The following is a 19,026-nucleotide window of genomic DNA, read 5'->3' as shown; positions in this document are numbered from 1 at the left end:
CCGTATGCGGACCCGCATGTACGGTGGTGTGAGAGGACGGGGGCTTACCGCCCCCTCCTACTCGATTTTCTATTTCTATTGCAACCAGTCTATTTCAAAAGCTTCCGTGCAAGCTTCACCTTATTTCCGTAAGGTGGATAGACGACGCCGAAATCTATCTTCGTGCTCCGTTTTACAATGCTTTTGCGATGGGAAAAGAGGTCGAAGCTATGTTTGCCGTGATAAGCACCCATACCTGAGTTACCGACTCCGCCGAAGGGGAGGTTGGGACTGGCTACATGGGAGATCGTATCATTAATACATCCTCCACCGAAAGAGACTCTGCTTAGAACCTCGTGTTCCACATTTCGATCCTCTGTGAACAGATATAATGCCAGCGGTTTGGGATGATCCTTTATAGTCTGTATAGCCTCCTCTAAATGACGGTACTCCATAATGGGGAGAATGGGGCCGAAGATTTCATCCTCCATCGAAGCTTGATCCCAGGTTACAGGGTAGAGCAGAGTAGGCTCTACGTATAAATCCTCCGGTGCCACCTTACCGCCCATAATTACCTTCTCTTTATCACGCTCTATTAACCGGGCTAGTCTCTGAACCTGACGTGCATTAACAATCCGGCCGTAATCGGGGTTGTTCTGCGCATCGGAGCCATAGAATTCCGTGATGTAATGCTTGAGTAGTGAAATCAGCTTAGCTGCGATATCACTATGAGCAAGTAAATAATCGGGGGCGATGCAGGTTTGACCGGCATTAATCAGCTTGCCCCAGACAATGCGTTTGGCCGCAAGCTCCAGATTAGCGCTTTTGTCGACAATGACAGGGCTTTTACCCCCAAGCTCTAACGTTACAGGGGTGAGGTTCTTGGCAGCAGCCTCCATCACAATCCTGCCGACCGGCACACTCCCGGTGAAGAAGATATAATCGAATTTAGCGTGAATAAGCAGGGATGTGGTTTCTCTTTCACCCTCCACTACACGGATATAAGACTTATCAAAGGTTTCACTGATCATTTCCCGAATAAGGGCCGACACTATCGGGGTACTCTCTGAGGGCTTGAGGACGGCGCCGTTACCCGCAGCCATCGCTCCAATCAAAGGTTCCATCAGCAATTGAAACGGGTAGTTAAAAGGGCCAATAATCAGTACCGTTCCATAAGGCTCGCTTAGCGTATAGCTTTTGGACGGAAATAAATGCAGGGGTGATTTGACCTTCACAGGCTTCATCCACCGGTGCAGCTTCTTAGTCACGGATCTTATACTGTCCAGTACAAAGCCTATTTCGTTGGAGTAAGCCTCGAATTCGCTTTTATGAAGATCGGTGTTCAAGGCGGTAATGATTCGGCTTTCGTTGCGAAGGATGACCTCCCTCAACTTCTGCAGCTGCTGGATTCGAAACGAAGCCTCTCTAGTACTGCCGCTGTCAAAAAAATGCCGATGCTCTGCAAGCATGTCCTCTATATGATGAGAAGTTAGTTGTTCCACTGAAAAACGCTCCTTTGGGCTGCTAGGGTTGGGTGCGGGCGTATTCTTTATTCCGGTAAACGGTAAAAGGCGAACGGCTCTCCATGTCGAAAAGAGCTGCTGGCTTGATCGAGATTGTCCAGAGTGTGCTGATCCAGTGAAATAGAGATACTTTTCAAGTTTTCCTTAAGCTGTTCGACCTTGGTGGCACCAACGATAACGGTAGAAACGGCGGGTCTGCCCATAAGCCAAGCTAAAGAAAGTGCAGTAGGGGAATGTCCGAGATTTGCGGCAATATGCCCAATGGTTTCCCCCAGCTGAATGCGGCTGTCGCTGAGAAATCTGCTGAAATTAGGGTCCGTATCTGCCCGGGAGCCTGCTGGCGCGTCGGTACCTGCATTGTATTTCCCGGTCAAAATACCCCCGGCAAGCGGAAAGTAAGGGATCATTCCGATTCCTTGATCCAGACAGAGCGGCACAAGCTCCTGCTCGGGTGTGCGGTCGGCGAGGGAGTAGCTGCACTGAATGGATATATATCGAGAGAAGTTCTTCGCTTCGCTGATACCGAGAGCTTTCATGAGTTCCCAAGCGAAATAGTTGGATGCGCCGATATAGCGGACCTTCCCTGAGGAAATCATATCATCTAACGTCCGTAAGGTCTCCTCAAGCGGAGTTCGCGGATCAAAGGTATGGATCTGGTACAGATCAACGTAGTCTGTTCTTAAGCGGCGCAGACTATCTTCCAACTCCTGCATGAGATGGTGGCGGGAAGCGCCGGATCCGTTGGGGCCTTTTCTTGCAACCAGTCCAGCCTTGGTTGTCAAAACGGCCTGCTGCCGTCTGCCCGCAAGCGCAACCCCGATAATACGTTCGGATTCCGTTCCTGCATAAATATTGGCCGTATCTATAAAGTTAATACCCTGATCCAAAGCTGCATGTATAATCTCAATCGACCCCGTTTGATCGGCCCGTTTGCCGAAGGCATTCGTACCGAGTCCGAGAGCAGATACTTGTAGTCCACTAGGTCCAAGCTGACGATAATCCAGGGGAATCACTCCTTAGTTGTAGGCATTACTAATTGGTTATGATATATATAAGTATAATTCATTTGGTTACCAATGGAAAAAAGGGGGATGTAAATGTTTATCCGTGCAGAAACTCAGACGGTTCATGAGAATTACAAGCTATTGATCGGCAGTATTGTACCTAGACCCATTGCCTTTGTAACTTCCATAGATGAAGAGGGAATTGTGAATGCAGCACCGTTTAGTTTCTTCAACATTGTCAATAATGATCCGCCTATGATTATGTTCTCTTGTAATCGGTTGCCGAATGGGGAGATGAAAGGCACCTCCCGTAACATACTGGGCAATAAGGAATTTGTAGTTCATATTGCAGACGAGGATAATATCGAGGCGATTAACTATACCTCCATTAATGCACCTCATGGGATTAGTGAAATCAGTCTCGCGGGGCTTACGACGGTTCCGGCACAAGAGATAAGGGTTCCGCGTGTACAGGAATGTAAGATCGCCATGGAATGCAGATTAGTGCAGCACGTGGATCTGGGTAAATCCGATATGATTATCGGTGAGGTCTTAGTATTCTATATTGAAGATGAGCTTTATGAGAATGGCCGGATTAATATCGATAAGCTGAAACCTGTAAGTCGTTTGGCGGGGGCCACCTACGGGACGATAGGCCGAACCTTTGATATGGCTAGACCCCAGTATGATAACAAATAAAAAAGGGGACGCTCCCAAGCTACAGCTTGTGGGAGAGTCCCTTTTTCACAAATCGAACGGCCCGCGCCACCTCAAGCCCCGATGGATCACTAGCCGCAGCGTAGGTATCAAACTCTGCACGTTCTACCTCGTCAAGCAATCGGTTCAGGTGAGAGAAGACAGCTCCCAGATCACGAATAGCTGCCAAGGAACACCGACCTTGAAGTTCCGAAAAACTGGCAAGCTGCAGTTCGCGAGCCCGGCGGAGGTTATCCGCAAGCGATGCCTGGTAATCGGCATCCTCAGAAAGAGCTTTGGTGCCATAGATGGCAATACAATCGGCGGTTGCTTCTACTACCTCTATCATCCAGTCGGCGGCTACATAATGCGAAGGGATGAGATGGACTTCTTCCGCAATCCCTTTAATATACGAATGAATAACCTTCAAGTGGGCGGTTGAAGTCATCAGCTTCTTCAGTTCGCTCCGGTATTTGTAGTGGGATAAGGTAAAATGCAGCTCTTTCTGCTCCTGTCCCCCGCGCTTAAGCCATCGGCCTGCCTGATCTAGCGCATCCGCAGCCTGCTTATATCCGCGCCCACCGGTAGCAAGCCCGCTGAGTGCATCTGCCAATAACAGACTGCTCTCATAGGTCATGCGTTTAGCCTTGACGAAGGCATTAGGGGGAACAATAATAATGTTGATTATTACAGCTATGGCTACACCAATAAAGGTCTCTGCGATCCGCCACAGAACATAGCTGTCCTGATAGAAGCTAAGCGCAAGGATCGAAGTGACGCCGATTTGCGTAACGGCCTGGATATTAATGCGGCAGGCGGTGGCGACCCCGACCCCGAGTAGCAGCATGAGCAGAATGGAGAAGCCGCTAACATCGAAGAAACGCCCAACGACAAGGCTGGCGACACCTCCCAGAAAGATGCCGAGCAGACGGTAAATCCCTTTTTCGAGCGAAGCCTTCACCGTTCCCTGAGTAATTAGAATAGCCGCAAGTGGTGCAAAGTATAGAAATTGGTCCCCGTATAAAGCATTTACGGCCATCCAGGAAAGGGAAGCGGCCAGTGTTACCCGGATCATATAAAGTGATAACCCATATCTCTCAAGGCGGTTTTGTAACCCCTCGTTCATGTCCTTCATCTCTTTTCGTAAAATTAGGAAACAGAGCATTGTCTTTCAGTCGTTTACATTATAGCACCGGGCAGTGGGCAGAATGGGGTTCAGTTTTTACGAACTTGTTAAGTTTCAAAATGGGGGGTTTTAATAGGATAGACTATCGCAAATGTATGATTTTTCCTATATGCTATATCTATTCATGTGTCGAAAAAAAGAGAATAAGCACTCCATAAAGATGGACTACTATAAGTAGGGAGGTTGTTTGCTATAGCTGTCGAGGAAGGGACCATTATTTCTTTTGCCGAGGTTACTAAACGGTATGACGACGAAGATCCAGTATTAAAGGGAGTAAGTTTTGAGATTGAAAAGGGGAAGTTCTATACGCTGCTCGGTCCGTCCGGCTGTGGAAAAACAACCATATTGCGTCTAATCGCGGGATTTGCGGAGCCAACAGAAGGCTCTATTTACTTGAATGGTAAAATCATTAACCACATTCCCGCCAACGAACGGCAGGTTAATACGGTGTTTCAGGATTATGCATTATTTCCGCACTTGAACGTATTTGAGAATGTGGCCTTTGGTCTGCGCATTAAGAAGCTGAAAAAAGACGTCATTACGCAAAAAGTTCAAGAAGCACTGCGTTTCGTCAATCTTGTCGGCTATGATCAGCGTGCCATTAATGAAATGTCGGGCGGCCAGCGTCAACGTGTGGCCATTGCCCGGGCGATAGTGAACGAGCCGCAGGTGCTGCTGCTGGATGAACCGCTGTCTGCCCTCGATTTGAAGCTGCGTACGGAGATGCAGTATATTTTGCGTGAAATGCAGCAGCGGCTGGGGATCACCTTTATTTTTGTTACGCATGATCAAGAGGAAGCACTGGCGATGTCAGACTGGATTTTTGTTATGAATAAAGGGAAGATCGAGCAAAGCGGCACGCCAAACGACATCTATGATGAGCCGATTAACCGGTTCGTAGCGGATTTCATTGGGGAATCGAATATTGTTCCCGGCGTGATGATTGAGGATTATCTAGTGGAGTTCAATGGACACCGCTTTGAGTGTGTAGATGCTGGGGTTAAACCTAATGAGTCTGTAGAGATTGTGATCCGTCCGGAGGACTTGGAGATCTCCACACTGGAACAGGGTAAGCTGCGTGTGCGTGTCGATTCCCAATTGTTCCGGGGCGTTCATTATGAGATCAGTTGTTATGATGATTCCGGGCATGAATGGCTCGTCCATTCAACACGTAAGGCGGTTGTTGGCAGCGAAATCGGCCTGTACTTCGATCCAGAAGCGATCCATGTTATGAGGTTCGGTGAAACGGAGGAAGAATTCGACAGACGTCTCGAAGCTTACAGCGAGGTGGAGAGCCATGAACAATAAGGGCAAGTCGTATTACCTAATCCCTTATTATTTATGGATCGCTTTATTCGTAGTAGCTCCGGTCTTACTAATCATCTATTACTCTTTATTTGATCTGGATGGACATCTGACGCTGAATAATTACCTTAACTTCTTTACACCTGTATATCTGAAAATGACGCTGAACTCCTTTTGGTATGCGTTTTTAATTACAGTCTTTTCACTGCTGATCGCCTATCCGGCGGCTTATCTGCTAACACGAACCAAGCATAAGCAATTATGGCTGCTGCTGATTATTTTGCCGACATGGATTAATCTGCTGCTCAAAACCTACGCCTTCATTGGCATATTCGGGACCTTCGGGCCTGTTAATACTTTTCTGGATCTGTTGGGAATCGGGGAACAGCAAATTCTGTTTACAGGCTTCAGCTTCGTGTTCGTATCGGTCTATATATTTATTCCGTTTATGATTCTGCCGATTTACAGTGCGCTTGAGGAGCTTAATCTATCACTGTTGGATGCGGCCCGGGATTTGGGTGCTTCCAGTTGGACAACGTTCAGACGGGTTATTTTTCCGCTGACGATTTCGGGTGTTCGTTCCGGCTGTATGGCTGTGTTCATCCCGGCCTTATCCCTATTTATGATTACTCGCTTGATTGCCGGCAGCCGGGTCATTACGCTCGGTACCGCGATTGAGCAGCATTTTCTCGTCACACAGGATTGGGGTATGGGTTCGACGGTTGCGGTTTTCCTGATTGCCATTATGGCGCTCTTTATGATTCTGTGGGGCGGTTCTCGAAAAGGGGTGCGGCATGAGAAGTAACAACCGGTTCTACAATTTGTATCTGGTTCTGGTCTTTGCCGTTCTTTATGCACCGATTTTTTATCTGATGTATTACTCCTTCAATAGCGGCGGTACTATGCATGGGTTTGAAGGCTTTACGCTGGACTACTATCGTGAGGTAATTCATGATACCCGGCTGATGATAATTGTCATTAACACGTTGGTTATCGCGCTTTTGTCCTCGGCTATAGCGACTCTTATTGCGATTGTGGGGGCACTGGCGATTCAGCGTATCCGTGACCGGCGGGCGAAAAATGCCCTGCTGTCGTTGAACAATGTGCTTATTGTCAGTCCGGACGTCATTATTGGGGCGTCTTTTCTGATCCTGTTCACCATCGTGGGCATTAAGCTGGGGTTTACGTCTGTGCTGCTGTCACATGTAGCCTTCAGCGTACCGATTGCTGTATTGATGATACTTCCTCATTTGCAGGATATGAGTCCCACTTTGACGGATGCTGCTAGAGATTTGGGGGCGAGCCGCCGGGATGTGTTAACGAAGGTTATTTTGCCGATTATAAAGCCGGGGATATTTAGTGGGTTTTTTATGGCGCTAACGTATTCGTTGGATGATTTTGCGGTTACTTTTTTTGTCACAGGCAATGGGTACTCCACGTTATCGGTTGAGATTTATTCCAGAGCCCGGCAGGGGGTATCCCTCTCGATTAATGCGCTGTCGACGATGATCTTTCTATTTACCATCTTGCTAGTGGTGGGGTATTACTTCTTGAACCGCCGAAAAGCACGTCCGAATGTCGCTGAGCCTGTTGTTGACTTGGGGGTGCCTAGATGAAACAGCTTGTAAATGCGTTGTTGGCTATTATGCTTACGGCGTTTGCCCTCATGTATCTGGGGTCATGGATGAACTCGAATGAAGGGTATTCCGGAGAAAATACACTGACGATCTACAACTGGGGAGATTATATCGAGCCTGAGCTGCTGGAGGAATTCGAGGCGGAGACGGGAATCACGGTCATCTATCAAACCTTTGATTCCAATGAAGCGATGCTGACCAAGGTGGAGCAGGGGGGAACAACCTTTGATGTAGTCATCCCTTCTGATTATGCTATCGCTAAGATGAAGGAAGAGAAGCTGCTGGTGCCTTTGGACTCTGCTAAAATCCCGAACTTGTCTAATATTGATCCGCGGTTTATGGATCTTTCGTTCGATCCGGGCAACCTTTACTCCGTGCCTTATTTCTGGGGAACGGTTGGGATCATTTACAATCCGGACATGACGCAGGGCATAGACTTTACCAGTTGGGACTCCCTATGGGATAAGAGGCTGAACAACAGCATATTCCTGGTGGACGGTGCCCGTGAGGTGATGGGCATGGCGCTCAACAGTCTGCATTATTCCGTGAATGATCAGAATGAGGAGCATTTACAGGAAGCGCTCACGAAGTTGAATAAGCTCTCGCCTAATGTGAAGGCTATTGTCGGCGACGAGATCAAAATGCTGTTAGCCAATGAGGAAGCTGCCGTAGGTATCGTATGGTCAGGTGACGCATCCGAGATTATGAGTGAGAATGACAAGCTTGAATACGTTGTACCCGAGGAAGGCTCCAATAAGTGGTTCGATAATATGGTCATCCCACGCACGGCGGCTAACGTTGAAGGGGCACATCAATTTATTAACTTCATGCTGCGGCCTGAGATTGCCGCTAAAAACGCGGAATACGTGGGCTACTCCACACCTAACATTGAAGCGCTGAAGCTGCTCCCGTCTGAGGTGTCAGAGGATACGCGCTTTTATCCGCCTGCCGAGATTACCGACCGGCTGGAAGTGTACGACAATCTCGGCAAACGAATGCTCGCTCATTACAATGAGCTGTTCTTGAAGTTTAAGATGAATAAGAAATAAAGCGGTTGGATTGGTAAAGACCGGGGAAGCTAATGGGAGCGACTCTGTGCGGAAATTCTGCACAGGGTCGGTTTTTGGTTCTGAATAAACAGACCCCGGGCAACTCAGGCAACCGCGGCAATGATATGCAACTAACTCGACAAATCTAAGTAGACAAACCAACTGCTAACAAACTAACCAACGTGACAAACCCCAGTAGTCCGTGTACCTCACTGCTCCTACTTAGCAGACAAGCCCGGACTACCTAGTAACTCACTAACCCATTATCTAACCCCACCAAGCCCACCGAGTCCACCAAGCTCCCGAAGCCCACTAAGCCTACTGAGTCCCCAACCAAGCTACCGAAGCTCACCAAGCCCCCGAAGCCCACTAAGCCTACCGAGTCCCCAACCAACCTCCCGAAGCTCGCCAACCTCCCGAAGCTCGCCAAGCTCCCGAAGCTCGCCAAGCTCCCGAAGCCCACTAAGCCAACAAACTCTACCAATTATCTATGCCGAATAAAATTAGATGGAAAAAACCCCTCTAATGTAGATAATTCAAGGTAGTAATAGAATTTAGAGGGGATAAATCCCTCTAAATGAGGGGGGAAGGCATAATTTAGCCAGTTTCGGAGCAAATCAGCAGATTTAGAGGGAAAAAATCCCACTAGATAGTTCTATATCGCGGTTATGGGGTAATTAAAGGGATTTTTTCCTATTAAATATTATTGCTCCGAGATAATTGTATTGGAGGAACCATTGCTGGTTGTTGTGAGAGGAGGAGTGAACCAGTCTATCTAACAACTCAACGAACTCGAGCAACTAAACGATCTGCATAAAGTTGAACTACCGATTACTTAACTAATTCACTAACCAGACGACCTCCGACAATATGACCAGCCAGTTACTTAGAGCCCGTTAACCAGACTAACTAGTTACTCAACGAACTCAACCTACCCGGCGACCTCCGACAATATGACCAACCAGTTACTTAGAGCCCGTCAACCAGACTAACTAATTACTCAACAACTCCATTTACCAGGCGACCTGCGACAAAATGACCAACTAGTTACTTAGACCCCATCAGCCAGACTAACTAGTTACTCAACGAACTCAATCTAGCTAGCGACCTCCGACAATATGACCAACCAATTACTTAGAGCCCGTTAACCAGACTAACTAGTTACTCAACGAACTCAACCAACCAGACGATCAGCTTTCTCGACCAACTATCATGTTGTTACTTTATTCCACGTAAATTTAGAGGGAAAAAATCCCTCTAATTTAGTTTATTAAAGGGATGGAGGGGATTTAGAGGGAGTAAATCCCTCTAAATCAGAGAATAGGGGGTAAATAAGCCGGATTTTGCGAAACTCAGCAGAAATAGAGGGAAAATATCCCTCTATATAGCCCTATAATGTGGTTTCGGGAGAATTAAAGGGATTTTTTACCTCTAATTATTATTAAAGTATTCTAGAGCGCTTCGTGATAACTCGTATCGGACGATTCTTTGCTGGCTGCCGCGATAGGAGGGGATCAGCCAACCTTTTGTACACATATTCTGCAGCAGCCGGATTGCTGTTTTGGGATCCATATCAAAGTGTTGAGTTACATCTTTTGGACGAAGCGGTTGAGCTGATGCTAGGGCGAGACGGAGGATCTCTTTTTCCGCAAGATGAGTGTGTGTGACATTTGTCTGGGCAGGCTGATACCGGTTTAGCACCATACGCAGCAATGTGATACAGAGTTCGGGGCGCTGTTCAACGTCATCGTACGCAAAAGAAACTACGTGGTATCCCATAGCGTAAAGGAAGGTCTCGCGATTTAGCTCATTGCAGTATTTTTGGCGGTCCATGTCTCGGACATGTGATGAATACCCTTTAATTTCAATAAGCAGTTTTGTATAACCCGGTAACCAGGCAAAATCCGCAAAATATGACCTCCCTCTCCAATCAGAAACCTCGTATTCAGGATGTAGGTTTTCTAAATTCCCCTTAAGCGGCCACCAAATATTACGGAGAAATAGTATTTCGGCATGACCGTGCCCTCTTTCCAACCGCCCCAAACGTTCCCCTGTTCTCCTGGTCGCATGCTGCTGAATAAACGTTGTATGTATCTCTTCAAATTTCAACGACACCACTCCCTTCAGAAAAATAGAAAACGCCCCGGATCCACTCGGATGGAGTAGACTCGGGACGTTCTTCGTCTCATATATTCGTAAGTATAGGTTAATTATAAGAATATGACTAGTACCTCGATTTGAGTAGCGGGTGGGTTGTAACATTATTTTATCCCTAGTCGCATCCTGTAGTTGATCAGAACCTCCATGGTTCTCCCGTTGAAATACTTTTCTACAGCTGCCTGAAATTCGGTAATATCCTGTTCCAGATCAGGTATGCCCAGTTTCATCACGGTCTGTATACCACCTTGACTAAGAGTAAGGCCGATATATCGCTCCGCATTACAAGGCTCCGTATTGTGAAAAACAATTTCTCTGGAAAAAGAGAAGTCTTTACTGGCTTGGATTCGGGATAGATGCTCTTCTTTACTCCATTTATGTGCTCTATCTTCCGGTGGTAGCAGACGGGTTAGGATGTCATCAGCTTTGGCGACCAAATGTTTATAACGCGTCTCGATACTCGGTAGAAGCATCAGAGGCCAATCACAATCGTAAGCTGCAAAAACACCGCCCTTCCTCAACACACGGGCAATTTCGTTCAATGTGCTTATTGGCTCCATCCAATGAAAGGACTGGGAGCAAGTAACGATGTCTACGCTATCAGAGGTTAGGTTAAGGTTGTTTGCATAGCCTTGAGCAAAGGATATGTTGCTGGCGACACCATCTTTGTTTCGTAGGCCTAGATTCTCTAATGCTTTACCGAGCATATCGGAGTTAGGTTCTATGCCAATTACCGCTTTCGCGGATTCTTCCCACAAAAACGTCGATAAGCCGGTGCCACAGCCTATATCTACAACGAGTGAAGGGAATGCTCCTAAGTAATTTTTAAGCAGGGTGGTTACCAGAACGGGTGCCTCCGGTCGATAACGGTCGTAGTCCTCCTGAAATCCCAAGAAACGGTCAATATTAGCTTTGCTGTTGCCTTCCGGAATCATCATATCCCTCCATGCGTGAATACTATCATGTGTAACAGAAAAGTGGCTAAGTATGAAAATAAATACTACCGGAGCAGTGCAGGATCAACAGCAGGCACAAGTCCCTCGGCGGCGGCACGCTCCAGCAGGACAGAGATAGCAGCGTATCCGCTGTCGCCCAGATTCATAGAGAATTCATTAACATATAGATCAATATGTGATTTGGCTACTTCAGGAGCCAACTCCTGAGCATGACTTAGAACATAGTCGCGGGAAGCGGTGGGATGATCCCAAGCGTATTGGAGTGAGCTGCGAATCCACCCCGTGATAGCTTCTGCATCGAGATCACGTCGGGCAATAATCGCACCAAGCGGAATGGGTAGGCCGGTATCCTTTTCCCACCAACTGCCCAGATCGGTCAGCATGTGAAGACCGTAAGAGGAGTAGGTGAAGCGGGCTTCATGAATGACCAATCCGGCATCGATATGGCCATCGCGTACGGCAGGCATAATCTCATCGAAAGGCATAACAATAATTTCACCGATACCGTCTGGGACATGCTGTGCTGCCCATAAACGGAATAACAGATAAGCTGTAGAACGCTCACTTGGTACAGCGATTGTGCGACCAGTAAGTTCTGCTGGGCGCTTCACAGATAAAGGCCCCCCAGCCGTCAGAAGCAGCGGGCCGCAGCCCCGGCCCAGTGCACCGCCGCAAGGGAGGAGCTTGTACTGCTCCAAAGCCCATGGTAGCGCAGCATAGGAGATCTTGAGGACTTCAGGTCCCTTGCCTTCCGCTGCTAAACCATTAGTTATATTGATATCCGCATAGGTTACATTCAGTTTAGGTGCACCGGGTACTAGCCCGTGCGCCAATGCATGGAATACAAAGGTATCATTAGGACAGGGAGAGAATGCAATGTTAAGCTCTTGAGTGGTTGCTGTCATATTTATAGCACCTCCAGTAATATAGTTGCGGCTGCCGTGAGTGCATCCAGGGCATCGCCGATCTTCCAAGCAGCCCGGTCACGTGGACCGACCGGGTTCGAGATGGCGCGGATCTCCAGCGCCATCAGTCCCAGCGCCTGGGCGGCCACGGCAACCCCGTGGCCTTCCATCGCTTCTGCGGCCGCGCCCGGTACGCGCGCTGCCAGAGCGGCGGCCGTCTCCGCCGTGCCGGTCGCCGTCGAGACCGTAAGCACGGGTCCCGTGCTTACGGGAAGCCCGGCCGCTGCCAGCGCGGCCGCAACCGCCTGCACCGTGCCGGGGTCAGCCGGCACGGACACGCTGCCGAAGCCGAGCTCGGCAGCGTTGCGGAAGCCCTCCGGCGTCTCCGCCCCGAGGTCGGCGGCTATCATCTCGCTGGCAACGACCAGCGAGCCTAGGGGGGCCCGACCCGGGAACCCGCCGCCGATCCCGGCGCTGATGACGCAGCCGTAGGACTCGGCTGCCAGGGCCGCGGCAGTTCCTGCCGCCGCCGCTGCGGTGCCTGCACCCGCAGCCACAACGTGGAACCTATCGCTGCCCTTAAGGCCGCGAAGGACCGCGTCCCGCTCCGCTTCGACTGCCGTTACGATCAGTACGCGCCTAGGCTCAGCCGCCAATCCGGTATCGCTCAGCACTCGCCTAGGCTCAGCCGCCAATCCGGTATCGCTCAGCATTCGCCTAGGCTCAGCCGCCAATCCGGTATCGATCAGTACGCGCCTTGGCTCAGCCGCCAATCCGGTATCGCTCAGCACGCGCCTAGGCTCAGCCGCCAATCCCGTTTCGGTTATCACTCGCCGCTGCTCAGTAGCTTCGCCTGTGGATGGATTATAGCGTGTAGTCAATCTGCGGCCTCCTTTGAAAATGTATACTTTTTACGATATCCTCTGTTATTCGAGAAGGGCAGCCGTCAGTGATAGGCACGTAGATGTCTCTTCTTTTATGTAGCGAAGGAATAATTTCTTCTAAAAAAGACTCTATCCCAAAATTAGTGGTTGACCAAGAGACTTGACGAACCTAAAAGAGAGAACCTGTGCGTAAACGGACAGAGATGACCTTATTTTAGATAAACAAGATGATTAAGGATTTTTACGGACACAAGGGACGCTGTTGAGCCCTTTTCTGCCCCAAAAAGGTTGTTTTTGATTGAATAGCGTCTCCTGAGTCCGCTTGGAATTCGCATGACCCTTTTAGACTGAAATAGAGGCTATACAGTCCGCATAGAGGCGTGCAGTGACAATAGTTAGCAATCTTCATCCTCTGCCCCATGGTGTAGGGTATTTCGTCAACCACTAGTTTTGGTTTTGAACCCTAAAAAAGGGGTATCCTGAACGTGTTCGCAAGAAAAAGGATACGCCGATTTAGAGGCTAGGTCAAACTTAGGCAATTCTTGTTACGTAAAGCTGTTGACAAAACCTTTTATACAGGATATATTTATCTTAAGTTAAAGATATTAATCTTAAAGATAAATGAACAACAGGTATTTATACTTGAACTTATAAGATAAGGGGGTGGAATAATGAGCGAACTCGAAGGGTTGGAGCAAGAGAGCAAGAACAACTTCGTGTGTGATAAGGATCAGGCATCCTCACTGAAATTGTTCGTAGTCTTGTCGAAAGCTTACAGGAGCTTAATGGATCAGGCCGTAAAGGATATGAAGAGCTACGGGCTGTCATCCGCTGAATTTATGGTGCTGGAAGTGCTGTATCACCGCAACCGAATTCCTCTGCAGCAGATTGGAGAGAAGATTCTAGTCACAAGCGGAAGCATTACGTACAATATTGATAAACTGGAGAACAAGGGATTCATGAAGCGCGTTCCCAGCAGTGAAGATCGCCGAGTTACGTATGCGGAGATCACTGAGGCAGGGCGGGAGCTTTTTGATACTATATTTCCTCTTCACGTCTCTTCCATCCATGCTCTTATGGGCGGGTTGAATACCGGAGAGAAGGATCAGGCCATAGATTTTTTGAAGAAGCTGGGTAAAGGCGTCTAGAGTAGCTACCAAGACTCACGCCTCCAGCTGAGGCTTTTAAGAATACAAATTTTTTTATCAAATATCTTAAGGTTAAGATAATAAAAACAAAGAGAATGGAGAGTGTTAAAAATGGTAAGTGTAGGATTGTTATTGATAAGATTGGTTATCGGGGTTGCTTTCATAGGACATGGTGCACAAAAGTTGTTTGGATGGTTCGGAGGTTATGGTCCAAAAGGTACCGGCGGCTGGATGGAGTCTATCGGCATTAAACCGGGTGTTACTATGGCGGTGCTGGCAGGGTTGATGGAGCTTATTGGAGGATTGCTGTTTGCGGCCGGTCTGCTGACTCCTGTTGCAGCGATATTGATTATTGCTACAATGCTCGGTGCCATTGTTAAGGTTCATGCTCCCAACGGTTTTTGGTCCACTTCAAACGGCATTGAGTTCCCATTGACACTGCTCGTGGTAGCTGCCGGTGTTGCGCTTATAGGTCCAGGCTCGATTTCACTAGACTCATTGTTCTTTAACTGAAAAGGGGGATTATACTAATGACACTTCAAAATGCAGGCATACATCATATTACAGCTTTCGTGGGTGACGCACAGCGCAATGCTGATTTCTACGCAGGGATTCTCGGGCTTCGGTTGGTAAAGAAAACCATTAACTTCGATGCACCTGAGGTCTACCATCTGTATTTCGGGAACGAAAGCGGCGCCCCGGGGACGATCATTACGTTTTTCCCATGGTCAACGGGTCGTAAGGGAAGAATCGGCGGCGGGCAGGTCGGTGTAACGACTTATGCGATCCCGGCGGGATCACTCGAATTCTGGGAGCAGCGTCTTGCCGCTTATAAGATTTCGGTTACCAAAGTAAGCCGTATCTCTGAAAACTACCTTTCCTTCGCCGATTATGACGGATTGCGGATCGAGCTTGTGGAACGGGAGGCAGGCCCGCTTAGTACATGGTCTTTTGCAGGAATTCCTGCAGAGCTTGCCATCAAAGGCTTCGGAGGCGCTGTTCTCTACAGCACGAACCCTGAGAAAACGGCAGATACCCTAGGTCGTACTTTGGGAATGGAACGTATTGCTGAAGGGGATGGGTATATCCGTTTCAGAACCACCGCAGATTTGGGGAACATCATTGATCTGAAGGCTGAGCCTGTTCCGATGGGAGCAGGAGGCACGGGTACAGTTCACCATATAGCTTGGCGGGCAAAAGATGATTCCGAGCATCTGGAGTGGGGCCGTCTTGTCCAAAGCCACGGTTACCAGCCAACACCGGTACAGGATCGCCAGTACTTTAACGCCATCTACTTCCGCGAGGAAGGCGGAATTCTATTCGAGATTGCTACCGATCCTCCGGGTTTTGCCCGTGACGAGGAAACGAATGCTCTGGGGCAAAAGTTGATGCTTCCAGCTTGGTTCGAGCCACACCGTGCAACGATTGAAGAGAACCTGAGTCCATTTGAAATTCGTGAAATCGAGGTGAAGTAAGGATGAATCATGTATTCCGCAAGGGTACAGATGACAGCAAACCTACGCTTGTATTGTTCCACGGCACCGGAGGCAATGAGAATGATCTGCTGCCCTTGGCTGATCTACTCTCACCGGGTTCATCTGTGCTGGGTGTTCGCGGCAATGTGCTGGAGAACGGCATGCCGCGTTTCTTCCGACGGCTCTCTGAAGGAGTATTCGATGAAGCTGATCTCATATTCCGAACTCATGAAACTAAACAGTTTCTGGAGAAAGCAGCAGCCCAATATGGGTTCGATGCTAACCATCTGGTAGCAGTTGGCTACTCTAATGGTGCAAATATTGCCGGCAGCCTGCTATTTCATTATAAAGACGTCTTCCAATCCGCAGTGCTGCTGCACCCGATGGTACCGCTGCGGGGGCTTACGCTTCCTTCATTAGACGAAGTTTCCGTCTTCATCGGAGCAGGAACCAATGATCCGATTTGTCCCCCCGCGGAGACTCGGGAACTGGAAGAACTGCTGCAAGAGGCTGGCGCAACAGTCACCATGCACTGGGGTAATCAGGGCCATCGGCTTAGTATGGAGGAAGCCGAAGCAGCAAGGGACTGGCTGTCAAAGCGGTGAGAATAAGTCTATATAGATGAACATGAATAACGGACAAATCTGGGTAAAGCCCTCTTTCCTGCATAGGAACAGAGGGCTTTACTGTATGTTGGAGTTAATTTCATAATGCGAAAATTCGCATAATTCCACATACAAAACTGTAATTAACAACGGATAACGTTCCGAAATCAGCAGGTTTTTACACTAACCACCCACATGTACAGCTGTTTATGAAATTGACTCCAAAGTTCACAATGCTCCTCCGGAGGCAACCTTTGCGCCTGAAGCATCTCTTACACCTAAATTCCTGCACAAGGTACAACAATTCCGCTTCTGAAGCACCGTCTGCGCCTGAAATCCTGCATAAAGTACAACAATCCCGCTCCTGAAGCACCGTCTGCGCCTAAAATCCTGCACAAAGTACAACAATCCCGCTCCTGAAGCACCGTCTGCGCCTAAAATCCTACACAAGGTACAACATGGTTTTTACCTGGTAAAAAATGTTTATGGAGTTGACTTTGTTGTGCATGATTTCAGGCAAAGCTCAATTGAATAGGGAAACAATCCGAGCGGTTATTGAATTCCAAAGATGAGGATATTCTTGACGGATTAAGCGTTCCACCTGTTCTGCCTTGATGCTGCTGAAATCATTGTCTTGAATCGCCAAGGTATAAGCACCATGCACGGAATCACCAATCGCAATATGTCCGCTTGCATATCCCCCAATGGCTATATGTGAAGCAATAGCACAACCGCCTATAGAGAACATTCCAACAGACAAACCGCCGACCGCAAAGATTCCCACAGCCAAACCACCGACGGCTATAGCGCCCACCGCCAGCCCTCCCATAGATAGAAGTAATCCTATCGCCAGTCCTGCAAAACTAAAGAGACCCAAAGAAAGTGCACCTAGGCATAGGCCTCCCAAGGTAATGATACCTATGGACAGACCGCCTATAGCTATATTACCAACTGCAATAATTCCCTTGGCAACGTATACTCCACGTCCAATGTTTACATGGACCAGTGGAACTCCGAACCAAGTTTTCTTGCTTTTGTATTCATAGTGATACATAAATCTCCGATCAATTGCCGGTTTACTGATATGGGTAATCTCCATAGGAGGGGGATTATTCGGGGCATCCTTTACCAGACTATCCACGCTAACGTTAAACAGCTCGCTTAAGGATAGCATTTTATCCATTTCAGGATACGATTGCCCCGATTCCCATTTGGAAACGGCTTGCCTAGAAACCCCGATGATCTCTGCCAGCTTCTCTTGCGACATGCCCCTCTGTTTTCTTAATTGTTGCATTTTTTCCGAAAATTCCATTGTTATCACCTCATGTTTATCATATCGTGAAGAGGTATTCATGACTATCAAGTCGAGTTAACAAATTGTCAACCTACGGTTGCATCTGCGTGGCATCAGCTTATCTTCTATGTTCACAACCATCAATTGAGGAGGAAAACCATGCTGCATATCGTTAATGGAGATTCGGTAGCGAATAAGCTACGGCAAGGTATTGTTCAGGATGATATTTTGGTATGGAGGGAAGTTTACCCCCACGGCCCTGTGTTTTCAGATCCGGAAGGTTTGGATAACCGTTCTGTTCGGGCAGCTTATTTGGAGCATACGATGGGAATTCCCAGGTTGGATTATATACAGATCAGCGAGGCTCAGGAAAAGGCTCTGGCGGACTGTCATCCGCATGAGGATATAGTATTATGGTTCGAGCATGATTTATTTGACCAGACGATGTTATGCAATTTGCTGCACCGGCTCAGCAGACTTCATTTACCGAAAACGAAGCTAAGCCTGTTGTGCATTGGTGAGTATCCGGGAATTGAAAGATTTATGGGATTAGGGCAATTAACCGTGGAGCAGCTGGGCCAATTATATGGAACTTGGAAACCGATTGGTGAACATGAATTGAAGCTGGGCACGGCCTTATGGGAGGCCTATACTTCTCCGAATCCGCAGCTGCTACAGAATTGGTTGGATGAAGATACCTCGGCCCTGCCATTTGCACATGAGGCGTTCAAGGTGCATTTATCACGGTTTCCTTCTACATTTAATGGACTAGGTATCGTAGAACACACTACGCTTGCAAGGATTCATGCTGGAATGAATACAGCATACGAGTTGTTCTCAGATGTGGGTAGTACTCTTCATACTTTAGGGATGGGCGATTTGGAATATGCTTATTATTTGAGAAAAATATTGCAGGCTCCACATCCATTGCTGCAAATCGGTGAAAAGAGGGGATTTCCTACGCTTAAACCGGGATCGATCCCATTTCCTGACGGTAATATTGTATTAACAGAGCTGGGAAAGAGGGTACTGACAGGCGAAGAGGATTGGATCTCCACAAAAGGGATCGATGAATGGTATGGCGGAGTACATCTTCAAGGATATTCACCAAAGTGGCGCTGGAATCCCGAACGGCAATGCATCCAGAATACCGTGATTTAGGGCTTTGAGCTCCTGACTTTGGATATAAAAGGATTGAATTTTTCCGCCCCTTTCAGGTAGTA

Annotated in this window: 19 protein-coding genes; 11 read left to right on the top strand and 8 right to left on the bottom strand. The window is 48.1% G+C overall.

The genetic code is table 11. The annotated features are described in order from the left end of the window. Positions 1-89 precede the first annotated feature (89 nt). Both J2T20_RS03395 and J2T20_RS03390 read right to left on the bottom strand, forming a co-directional pair. Positions 90-1,532 carry an aldehyde dehydrogenase gene (locus tag J2T20_RS03395; RefSeq protein WP_307585788.1) on the bottom strand — a complete coding sequence of 481 codons (1,443 nt, stop codon included), beginning with the start codon at positions 1,530-1,532 and terminating at the stop codon, positions 90-92. After that, a complete protein-coding gene (locus J2T20_RS03390) occupies positions 1,529-2,506 on the bottom strand; it encodes an aldo/keto reductase (RefSeq protein WP_307585787.1) in 978 nt (325 codons plus the stop codon). Before J2T20_RS03390 ends, J2T20_RS03395 begins: the two co-directional genes overlap by 4 nt. Positions 2,507-2,599: 93 nt before the next feature. Between J2T20_RS03390 and J2T20_RS03385 the strand changes: the two genes are divergently transcribed. Beyond that, positions 2,600-3,205, top strand: a complete 606-nt coding sequence (locus J2T20_RS03385) for a flavin reductase family protein (RefSeq protein ID WP_307585561.1) — start codon at positions 2,600-2,602, stop codon at positions 3,203-3,205. Between the two features lie 19 nt (positions 3,206-3,224). Here J2T20_RS03385 and J2T20_RS03380 read toward each other — a convergent pair whose 3' ends face one another. Continuing rightward, complete coding sequence (locus J2T20_RS03380) at positions 3,225-4,328, bottom strand: FUSC family protein (RefSeq protein WP_307585559.1); 1,104 nt, start codon at positions 4,326-4,328, stop codon at positions 3,225-3,227. 243 nt (positions 4,329-4,571) lie between these two features. Here J2T20_RS03380 and J2T20_RS03375 point away from each other — a divergent pair, with 243 nt between their 5' ends. From J2T20_RS03375 to J2T20_RS03360, 4 genes are read left to right on the top strand one after another with little or no spacing between them, the layout of a single operon-like run. Next, positions 4,572-5,696, top strand: a complete 1,125-nt coding sequence (locus tag J2T20_RS03375) for an ABC transporter ATP-binding protein (protein WP_307585557.1) — start codon at positions 4,572-4,574, stop codon at positions 5,694-5,696. Further along, a complete protein-coding gene (locus J2T20_RS03370) occupies positions 5,686-6,498 on the top strand; it encodes an ABC transporter permease (protein WP_307585554.1) in 813 nt (270 codons plus the stop codon). Before J2T20_RS03375 ends, J2T20_RS03370 begins: the two co-directional genes overlap by 11 nt. After that, positions 6,488-7,309 (top strand): ABC transporter permease, encoded by an 822-nt coding sequence (locus tag J2T20_RS03365; protein WP_307585552.1) that lies wholly within the window; start codon positions 6,488-6,490, stop codon positions 7,307-7,309. The genes J2T20_RS03370 and J2T20_RS03365 overlap by 11 nt, the downstream gene beginning before the upstream one ends. After that, the gene (locus J2T20_RS03360) at positions 7,306-8,379 is read left to right on the top strand and encodes an ABC transporter substrate-binding protein (protein ID WP_307585550.1); all 1,074 of its coding nucleotides are present in this window, start codon (positions 7,306-7,308) and stop codon (positions 8,377-8,379) included. The genes J2T20_RS03365 and J2T20_RS03360 overlap by 4 nt, the downstream gene beginning before the upstream one ends. Before the next feature lie 1,431 nt (positions 8,380-9,810). Here J2T20_RS03360 and J2T20_RS03355 read toward each other — a convergent pair. The 4 genes from J2T20_RS03355 to J2T20_RS03340 form a co-directional block, all read right to left on the bottom strand. Next, positions 9,811-10,494 (bottom strand): hypothetical protein, encoded by a 684-nt coding sequence (locus tag J2T20_RS03355; protein WP_307585548.1) that lies wholly within the window; start codon positions 10,492-10,494, stop codon positions 9,811-9,813. Positions 10,495-10,640: 146 nt separating this feature from the next. After that, positions 10,641-11,471, bottom strand: a complete 831-nt coding sequence (locus tag J2T20_RS03350) for a class I SAM-dependent methyltransferase (RefSeq protein WP_307585785.1) — start codon at positions 11,469-11,471, stop codon at positions 10,641-10,643. Positions 11,472-11,536: 65 nt separating this feature from the next. Then, positions 11,537-12,397 carry a 1,4-dihydroxy-6-naphthoate synthase gene (locus tag J2T20_RS03345; RefSeq protein WP_307585547.1) on the bottom strand — a complete coding sequence of 287 codons (861 nt, stop codon included), beginning with the start codon at positions 12,395-12,397 and terminating at the stop codon, positions 11,537-11,539. A gap of 2 nt (positions 12,398-12,399) precedes the next feature. Further along, complete coding sequence (locus tag J2T20_RS03340; protein WP_307585783.1) at positions 12,400-13,071, bottom strand: futalosine hydrolase; 672 nt, start codon at positions 13,069-13,071, stop codon at positions 12,400-12,402. Here J2T20_RS03340 and J2T20_RS03335 point away from each other — a divergent pair. From J2T20_RS03335 to J2T20_RS03315, 5 genes are all read left to right on the top strand, one after another. After that, positions 12,958-13,350, top strand: coding sequence for a hypothetical protein (locus tag J2T20_RS03335; protein WP_307585802.1), 393 nt, complete (start codon positions 12,958-12,960; stop codon positions 13,348-13,350). The two genes, J2T20_RS03340 and J2T20_RS03335, sit on opposite strands and share 114 nt — an antisense overlap. A 602-nt stretch (positions 13,351-13,952) precedes the next feature. Then, positions 13,953-14,429, top strand: a complete 477-nt coding sequence (locus J2T20_RS03330; protein ID WP_307585545.1) for a MarR family winged helix-turn-helix transcriptional regulator — start codon at positions 13,953-13,955, stop codon at positions 14,427-14,429. Between the two features lie 111 nt (positions 14,430-14,540). Continuing rightward, on the top strand, positions 14,541-14,942 hold the full coding sequence (locus J2T20_RS03325) for a DoxX family protein (RefSeq protein WP_307585781.1): 402 nt from the start codon (positions 14,541-14,543) through the stop codon (positions 14,940-14,942). 17 nt (positions 14,943-14,959) lie between these two features. Further along, positions 14,960-15,904, top strand: coding sequence for a ring-cleaving dioxygenase (locus J2T20_RS03320; protein ID WP_307585543.1), 945 nt, complete (start codon positions 14,960-14,962; stop codon positions 15,902-15,904). 2 nt (positions 15,905-15,906) lie between these two features. Next, positions 15,907-16,509 (top strand): alpha/beta hydrolase, encoded by a 603-nt coding sequence (locus tag J2T20_RS03315; protein WP_307585541.1) that lies wholly within the window; start codon positions 15,907-15,909, stop codon positions 16,507-16,509. A gap of 523 nt (positions 16,510-17,032) precedes the next feature. On the opposite strand, the gene J2T20_RS03310 is transcribed toward J2T20_RS03315, so the two are convergent. Continuing rightward, the gene (locus J2T20_RS03310) at positions 17,033-17,821 is read right to left on the bottom strand and encodes a helix-turn-helix domain-containing protein (protein WP_307585539.1); all 789 of its coding nucleotides are present in this window, start codon (positions 17,819-17,821) and stop codon (positions 17,033-17,035) included. Between the two features lie 141 nt (positions 17,822-17,962). On the opposite strand from J2T20_RS03310, the gene J2T20_RS03305 reads away from it, so the two are divergent. Beyond that, positions 17,963-18,964, top strand: a complete 1,002-nt coding sequence (locus tag J2T20_RS03305; RefSeq protein ID WP_307585537.1) for a DUF1835 domain-containing protein — start codon at positions 17,963-17,965, stop codon at positions 18,962-18,964. The last annotated feature ends 62 nt before the right edge of the window (positions 18,965-19,026 follow it).

This window comes from Paenibacillus wynnii (genome assembly GCF_030812855.1).
GTDB lineage: Bacteria > Bacillota > Bacilli > Paenibacillales > Paenibacillaceae > Paenibacillus_AQ > Paenibacillus_AQ wynnii_A.
Note: the sequence above shows the minus strand (reverse complement) of the source record. Positions and strands in the feature narration are given on the sequence as shown.

Bases quoted from the DNA above. Each gene is read 5' to 3' on its own strand.
- J2T20_RS03350 (WP_307585785.1), bottom strand. From the start codon at position 11,471: ATGATTCCGGAAGGCAACAGCAAAGCTAATATTGACCGTTTCTTGGGA.
- J2T20_RS03310 (WP_307585539.1), bottom strand. From the start codon at position 17,821: ATGGAATTTTCGGAAAAAATGCAACAATTAAGAAAACAGAGGGGCATG.
- J2T20_RS03330 (WP_307585545.1), top strand. From the start codon at position 13,953: ATGAGCGAACTCGAAGGGTTGGAGCAAGAGAGCAAGAACAACTTCGTG.
- J2T20_RS03380 (WP_307585559.1), bottom strand. From the start codon at position 4,328: ATGAACGAGGGGTTACAAAACCGCCTTGAGAGATATGGGTTATCACTT.
- J2T20_RS03345 (WP_307585547.1), bottom strand. From the start codon at position 12,397: ATGACAGCAACCACTCAAGAGCTTAACATTGCATTCTCTCCCTGTCCT.
- J2T20_RS03320 (WP_307585543.1), top strand. From the start codon at position 14,960: ATGACACTTCAAAATGCAGGCATACATCATATTACAGCTTTCGTGGGT.
- J2T20_RS03385 (WP_307585561.1), top strand. From the start codon at position 2,600: ATGTTTATCCGTGCAGAAACTCAGACGGTTCATGAGAATTACAAGCTA.
- J2T20_RS03370 (WP_307585554.1), top strand. From the start codon at position 5,686: ATGAACAATAAGGGCAAGTCGTATTACCTAATCCCTTATTATTTATGG.
- J2T20_RS03305 (WP_307585537.1), top strand. From the start codon at position 17,963: ATGCTGCATATCGTTAATGGAGATTCGGTAGCGAATAAGCTACGGCAA.
- J2T20_RS03365 (WP_307585552.1), top strand. From the start codon at position 6,488: ATGAGAAGTAACAACCGGTTCTACAATTTGTATCTGGTTCTGGTCTTT.
- J2T20_RS03325 (WP_307585781.1), top strand. From the start codon at position 14,541: ATGGTAAGTGTAGGATTGTTATTGATAAGATTGGTTATCGGGGTTGCT.
- J2T20_RS03315 (WP_307585541.1), top strand. From the start codon at position 15,907: ATGAATCATGTATTCCGCAAGGGTACAGATGACAGCAAACCTACGCTT.
- J2T20_RS03360 (WP_307585550.1), top strand. From the start codon at position 7,306: ATGAAACAGCTTGTAAATGCGTTGTTGGCTATTATGCTTACGGCGTTT.